Below are 6,781 nucleotides of genomic sequence, written 5' to 3'. Positions count from 1 at the left end.
CGCCCGCCCGGCGCGCGGCCGCCGCGAACTGCTCGGGCACGTCCGCCACCTGCGCGGCGGTCATCTCCGACGGCGTCGCGAAGCCCGGGTAGGGCACCGCGGACGGTGCGACGGTCGGCCAGCCGCCGTCGGCCACGGGCACGGAACCCTGCTCGGGCGACCACGGGCGGAAGGTCGAGGCCTTGCGCCCCGCGTGGGCGAGCTGGATGCCGATGCGCGCGCCGCGCTCGTGCACGAAGTCGACGATCCGCTTCCAGGCGGCCGTCTGCTCGTCGTTCCAGATGCCCGTGTCCTGCGGCGAGATGCGCCCATCGGGCACGACGGCGGTCGCCTCGGTCAGCACCAGGCCGAACCCGCCGACGGCACGCGCGCCGAGATGCACCAGGTGCCAGTCGTTCGGCAGGCCGTCGTCCGCGGAGTACTCGCACATCGGCGCCAGCCAGGCGCGGTTGGGCAGGGAGAGGCCGCGGAGCGCGACGGGTTCGAAGAGGAGGCTCACGCCAGCCCCAACGTGGCCGCCAACCGCCCCATTCCGGGGCCGCCGCCGGACGTCTCAGGAAGTGACACCCATTTGTGAGGGGTGTCACCGTCCGGGACTACACTCACCGACCAGAGAGAACGTCAAGGCAGCCCCAAGTACCTGCCCGAACGAACGCGAAGACGCGCACCGGAGGTCACCGTGACAGACACCAACCCGACGACGGGCTCGGCAGCCAGCCCCAGCCTCGAGAACCTTCTGCACGAGACCCGGAGCTTCCCGCCCAGCGAGGAGTTCGCGGCTCAGGCGAACGCGCAGGCCGACCTGTACGAGAAGGCGTCGGCCGACCGCCTGGAGTTCTGGGCCGCCCAGGCCCGGGAGCTCGTGACCTGGAAGACCCCGTTCACCGAGACCCTGGACTGGAGCGGTGCCCCCGTCGCGCGCTGGTTCGCCGACGGCACGCTCAACGCCGCGTACAACGCGGTGGACCGGCACGTCGAGGCCGGCAACGGCGACCGGGTCGCCATCCACTTCGAGGGCGAGCCGGGCGACACCCGGACGGTCACCTACGCCGACCTGCAGCGGGAGGTCTCTCGCGCGGCCAACGCGCTCACCGCCCTGGGCGTGCAGACCGGCGACCGCGTGGTCATCTACCTGCCGATGCTCGTCGAGTCGGTCGTCGCGATGCTGGCGTGCGCCCGCATCGGCGCCGCGCACTCCGTCGTCTTCGGCGGCTTCTCCGCCGACGCGCTCCGCAGCCGGATCGCCGACGCCGAGGCCACCCTGGTCATCACGGCGGACGGCGGCTACCGCCGCGGCGCGCCGTCGGCCCTCAAGCCAGCCGTCGACGAGGCGCTCGCCCCCAAGGAGGGCGCCGACCCGACCACCGTCCGCAAGGTCCTCGTCGTCCGGCGCACCGAGCAGGACGTCGACTGGGTCGAGGGCCGGGACGTCTGGTGGCACGAGGCCCTGGCCTCTGCCTCCGACCAGCACGAGCCCGTCGCGGTCGAGGCGGAGCACCCGCTGTTCATCCTGTACACGAGCGGCACCACGGGGAAGCCGAAGGGCATCCTGCACACGACCGGCGGGTACCTGACGCAGGCGGCGTACACGCACAAGAACGTGTTCGACCTCAAGCCGGAGACCGACGTCTACTGGTGCACCGCCGACGTCGGCTGGGTCACCGGCCACTCCTACGTGGTCTACGGGCCGCTCGTGAACGGCGCCACGCAGGTGCTGTACGAGGGCACGCCGGACACCCCGCACCGCGGCCGCTGGTGGGAGCTCATCGAGAAGTACAAGGTGTCGATCCTGTACACGGCCCCGACCGCGATCCGCACCTGCATGAAGTGGGGCGACGACATCCCCGGCGGGTTCGACCTGTCCTCCCTGCGCGTCCTCGGCTCGGTGGGCGAGCCCATCAACCCCGAGGCGTGGATGTGGTACCGCCGCGTCATCGGTGGCGACAAGGCCCCGATCGTCGACACGTGGTGGCAGACCGAGACCGGCGCCATCATGATCAGCCCCCTCCCGGGCGTCACGGCGACCAAGCCCGGTTCGGCGCAGGTGGCCCTGCCCGGCATCGCCGCGACCGTGGTCGACGACGAGGCCCAGCCCGTCCCCGACGGCGGTGGCGGCTACCTCGTTCTCTCCGAGCCGTGGCCGTCCATGCTCCGCGGCATCTGGGGCGACCTGGAGCGCTACAAGGAGACGTACTGGTCGCGGTTCGACGGCCTCTACTTCGCCGGTGACGGCGCCAAGAAGGACGAGGACGGCGACATCTGGCTGCTCGGCCGCGTGGACGACGTGATGAACGTGTCCGGGCACCGGCTCTCCACGACGGAGATCGAGTCGGCGCTCGTGTCGCACGAGATCGTGGCGGAGGCCGCCGTCGTCGGCGCCGCGGACGACACCACCGGCCAGGCCGTCGTCGCGTTCGTGATCCTGCGCGGCAGCCACGCCGGCCGGGCCTCCACACCGGAGGGCGCCGCCGAGGTGCAGAAGGAGCTCCGCGACCACGTCGGCAAGGAGATCGGCCCGATCGCCAAGCCGAAGAAGATCCTCGTGGTGCCCGAGCTGCCCAAGACCCGGTCCGGCAAGATCATGCGTCGCCTGCTGCGCGACGTCGCCGAGGACCGCGCCGTCGGCGACGCGACCACGCTGGCCGACTCCTCCGTGATGGACCTGATCACGGCGGGCCTGGCGGCGCCGTCGGCCTCCTCGGAGGACTGACCGTCTCGCTCGGGCATCCTGCCCGGCCGTCGGTCGAGCTTGTCGAGACCTCTGTCTCGACAAGCTCGACCGACGGGAGAAGATGAACGCATGCGAATCGCCGCCCCCATCGAGATCGGCCCGCTCGACGCCGACGCCCAGCAGGCCGTCCGGGACCTGGCCCAGGCCGCGGAGGCGCACGACGGTGTCGCGCCGCTGTCCGAGCAGCCCCTGCTCAACCTCGGAACCGACGCGGAGTGGATCACGCACGTCGTCGCGCACGACACGGCGGGCAGCACCGTCGGCTACGTGCAGATCGACCGTTCCGGCGAGACCGCGAGCGCCGAGCTGGTGGTGCATCCCGACCACCGCCGGAACGGACGCGGTCGGGTGCTGCTGCGCACCGCGGAGCGCGACGCCACGCTCCCGTCCCGGTCCGGGGAACCGGGCCAGCAGGGCAAGCAGCTCCGGGTCTGGGCGCACGGCGACCTGGAGTCGGCCCGTGGTTTCGCGGCCGCCTCGGGGCTGCGGCCCGTGCGCGAGCTGCTCTTCCTGGCCCGCCCGCTCCCGGCGGTGGACGGGACGCCCGAGCCACCTGCCGGCTACCACGTGCGCACCTTCCGTCCCGGGGCCGACGACGACGCCTGGCTCCGGGTCAACGCGCGCGCCTTCGCCACACACCCGGAGCAGGGCCGCATGTCGCTCGACGACCTGCGCGCCCGCCAGGGCGAGCCGTGGTTCGACCCGGAGGGATTCTTCCTCCTGGTCCCCGACGCGCCGCAGGGCGCAGGGACCGAGCCCGACCCGGTCGCGTTCCAGTGGACCAAGACGGAGCCGGGCCAGCCGGACGACGCCCGCGACGGTGAGATCTACGCGCTGGGTGTCGACCCGGACCACCAGGGCGAGGGGTTCGGCCGCCTGCTGACGGAGGTCGGGCTGGGCCATCTCGCGCGGACCGGTGCCACGCGCGCCGTGCTGTACGTGGAGGGCGACAACGCGCCCGCGCTGGCCACGTACGAACGGGCGGGCTTCACCCGGGCGGCTGTACACGTGCAGTATGCCCGCCCGTGACGGACGCTCTCCGGAAGCGTCACCCACTGTGTACCGAACGGTGACACCATGAACCACATGAAGGACAGCGCTGGGAACGCCTCCACCAGGACCCGGGACAAGAATGGGCGATTCATGAAGCAGACCCCCCGTCCGACGAGCCCCGAGTCCACGAACGGCTCGGCCGGCGACGGCCCCGAGCAGGCGGACGCGCCGACCGACGGCGTCCCCACCGCCGGGTCCGTGAAGACCGCCCCGGCCAAGGACGCGCCGGCCAAGGAAGCCCTTGCCAAGGACGCGCAGCCCAAGCCTGCGCAGTCGCAGTCGAAGGCGTCCGCGCCCCGGCAGGCCCTGCCGAAGCCGGCAGCCCCGGCGGCCGATTCCCGGGCGGAGGACATCCTGGCGCCGCACTCCCTGGACCCGAGCCTGGCCGCGCACATCGCGGAGCACATCGCCGAGAGCCCGGGCGGCACCAGCGTGCTGGACCCCCTGCTGGGCGAGCCGCTGCCGGTGGATCGGTTCGCCGACCGGGAGCTGAGCTGGCTCGCGTTCAACCAGCGGGTGCTGGAGCTCGCCGAGGACCCGCGCATCCCGCTGCTGGAGCGCGTGCGTTTCCTCGCGATCTTCGCGTCCAACCTGGACGAGTTCTTCATGGTGCGGGTGGCCGGCCTGCAGCGCCGCATCGCGACGGGCATCGCGGTCACCAGTGCCTCGGGTCTCAGCCCGCGCCAGGCGTTGTCGGCGATCTCCGAGGGCGCGCACACCCTGATGACCCGGCACGCGCGCGTGTTCGAGGACGAGGTGCAGCCGGCACTGGCCGCCGAGGGCATCACGCTGGTGCACTGGGAGGAGCTGGACACCAAGGAGCAGGAGCGGCTGCACAAGTTCTTCCGCAAGCAGATCTTCCCGGTGCTCACCCCGCTGGCGGTGGACCCGGCGCACCCGTTCCCCTACATCTCGGGCCTCTCGCTCAATCTCGCCGTCGTCGTGGCGAACCCGGCCACGGGCAAGGAGCACTTCGCGCGTGTCAAGGTGCCGCCGCTGCTGCCGCGCTTCATCGCGGTCGACGCGTCGGGCAAGCCCCGCCGGCCGGGCACGAAGAAGGCCGACCCGCAGCGCGGCCCGCTCTCGTTCGTGCCGCTGGAGGAGGTCATCGCCCAGCACCTCGACTACCTGTTTCCCGGGATGGAGGTGCGGGACAGCCACACGTTCCGCGTGACCCGCAACGAGGACGTGGACGTCGAGGAGGACGACGCCGAGAACCTGCTCCAGGCGATGGAGAAGGAGCTGCTGCGCCGCCGCTTCGGCCCGCCGGTGCGGCTGGAGATCCAGAAGGACATCAGCCCGCGCATCCGGGACCTGATCGTGCGCGAGCTGGGCGTGAAGGAGGAGGAGGTCTACGAGCTGCCCGCGCTGCTGGACCTGACGGGCCTCAACCTCATCGCGGACCTCGACCTGACCTCGCTGCACTACCCGCCGTTCGTGCCGTCGACGCACCGGCACCTCGCGGAGGTGGAGAGCTCCAAGCCGACGGACGTGTTCGCCGCGATCCGTCGTCGGGACATCCTGCTGCACCACCCGTACGACAGCTTCTCCACGAGCGTGCAGACGTTCCTGGAGCAGGCCGCGGCCGACCCGAACGTGCTCGCGATCAAGCAGACGCTGTACCGGACCTCCGGCGACTCACCCATCGTGGACGCGCTGATCGACGCCGCCGAGGCCGGCAAGCAGGTCCTCGCCCTGGTCGAGATCAAGGCGCGGTTCGACGAGGAGGCCAACATCTCCTGGGCGCGCAAGCTCGAGGAGGCGGGCGTGCACGTCGTGTACGGGATCGTGGGCCTCAAGACGCACTGCAAGCTGTCGCTCGTGGTGCGCCAGGAGCCCGACGGCTCCCTGCTGCGCTACTGCCACGTCGGCACGGGCAACTACCACCCCAAGACGGCGCGCCTCTACACGGACCACGGCCTGCTGACCTGCGACCCGGACGTCGGCCAGGACCTGACCCGCCTGTTCAACCAGCTCTCCGGGTACGCGCCGAAGTCGACGTTCCACCGCCTGCTCGTGGCGCCCCGCGCCGTGCGGTCGGGCCTGGTCGAGCGCATCGAGCGCGAGGCGGCCGCCGCCCGCGCGGGCCACGAGGCGTGGGTCAAGATGAAGATCAACTCGGTGGTCGACGAGACGGTGATCGACGCCCTGTACCGCGCCTCGCAGGCCGGTGTGAAGATCGACCTGGTCGTGCGCGGCATCTGCGCGGTCCGAGTGGGCGTGCCCGGCCTGAGCGAGAACATCCGGGTGCGGTCCATCCTGGGCCGGTTCCTGGAGCACTCGCGCATCTTCGCGTTCGCGAACTCGGTGGGCCCCGCGATCGCCGAGGGACCCGAGTCGGGCCCCGAGGTGTTCATCGGGTCCGCCGACCTCATGCACCGCAACCTCGACCGTCGCGTCGAGACGCTCATCCGGATCTCCGACCCGACCCACGTCGGCGAGCTCCTGGGGCTGCTGGACGAGTCGATGGCGGACACGACGGCGTCCTGGCACCTGCTGCCGGACGGCACCTGGGAACGCCCTTCCTCGGGTTCGGAGGGCAACGGCCTCCGCGACCTGCAGGCGGTCCTGATCCAGCGGCAGCGGCGTCGGCTCGAGCCTGTCCGGTGACGGGGCGGAGGTCGGTGGTGGGCACCGAGCCGACGACGGCGACCTCGCCCCCGGCGGGGACGCACGCCCCTGTCGTGATGACCGCAGGCGGCATCGTCTGGCGCCGTCGGGCAGGCAAGGTGCAGGTGCAGCTGGTGCACCGGCCCCGGTACGACGACTGGTCGTGGCCCAAGGGCAAGCTGGAGAACGGCGAGACGTTCCAGAACGCCGCGATCCGCGAGGTCGGTGAGGAGACGGGCCGGCAGATCGTGCTCGGCCGTCCCCTGCCCGGCCTGCAGTACCTCACGCCCGAGGGCCGCGTGAAGCGCGTGCACTACTGGGCGTCGCGCCGGGCGCGCCGGGGCCGGGACACCGCCGGGCTCGCGGCGCGCGCGCCTGTGGCCCCGA

The 6,781-nt window shown here is 72.0% G+C and carries 5 protein-coding genes; 4 read left to right on the top strand and 1 reads right to left on the bottom strand.

From position 1 onward, the window contains the following. Positions 1-499 (bottom strand): oxidoreductase (locus PROKR_RS34500; protein WP_483823633.1); only part of this gene is annotated, 499 nt, incomplete at its 3' end. 180 nt (positions 500-679) lie between these two features. Between PROKR_RS34500 and acs the strand changes: the two genes are divergently transcribed. The 4 genes from acs to PROKR_RS37345 all read left to right on the top strand — a co-directional run. After that, positions 680-2,710, top strand: coding sequence for an acetate--CoA ligase (acs, locus tag PROKR_RS10120; RefSeq protein WP_036962696.1), 2,031 nt, complete (start codon positions 680-682; stop codon positions 2,708-2,710). Between the two features lie 90 nt (positions 2,711-2,800). Further along, positions 2,801-3,760 (top strand): mycothiol synthase, encoded by a 960-nt coding sequence (gene mshD / locus PROKR_RS10115; protein WP_036962694.1) that lies wholly within the window; start codon positions 2,801-2,803, stop codon positions 3,758-3,760. Positions 3,761-3,874: 114 nt separating this feature from the next. Further along, the gene (locus PROKR_RS10110; RefSeq protein WP_245605777.1) at positions 3,875-6,394 is read left to right on the top strand and encodes an RNA degradosome polyphosphate kinase; all 2,520 of its coding nucleotides are present in this window, start codon (positions 3,875-3,877) and stop codon (positions 6,392-6,394) included. A gap of 17 nt (positions 6,395-6,411) precedes the next feature. Beyond that, a partial coding sequence (locus PROKR_RS37345; RefSeq protein WP_342665865.1) for an NUDIX hydrolase occupies positions 6,412-6,781 on the top strand: 370 nt, incomplete at its 3' end.

The organism is Promicromonospora kroppenstedtii DSM 19349 (genome assembly GCF_000515355.1).
Taxonomy (GTDB): Bacteria; Actinomycetota; Actinomycetes; order Actinomycetales; family Cellulomonadaceae; genus Promicromonospora; species Promicromonospora kroppenstedtii.
This window is presented reverse-complemented; position numbering and strand designations above follow the sequence as displayed.

Coding starts and splice junctions, on each gene's coding strand:
- mshD (WP_036962694.1), top strand. CDS start 2,801: ATGCGAATCGCCGCCCCCATCGAGATCGGCCCGCTCGACGCCGACGCC.
- PROKR_RS10110 (WP_245605777.1), top strand. CDS start 3,875: ATGAAGCAGACCCCCCGTCCGACGAGCCCCGAGTCCACGAACGGCTCG.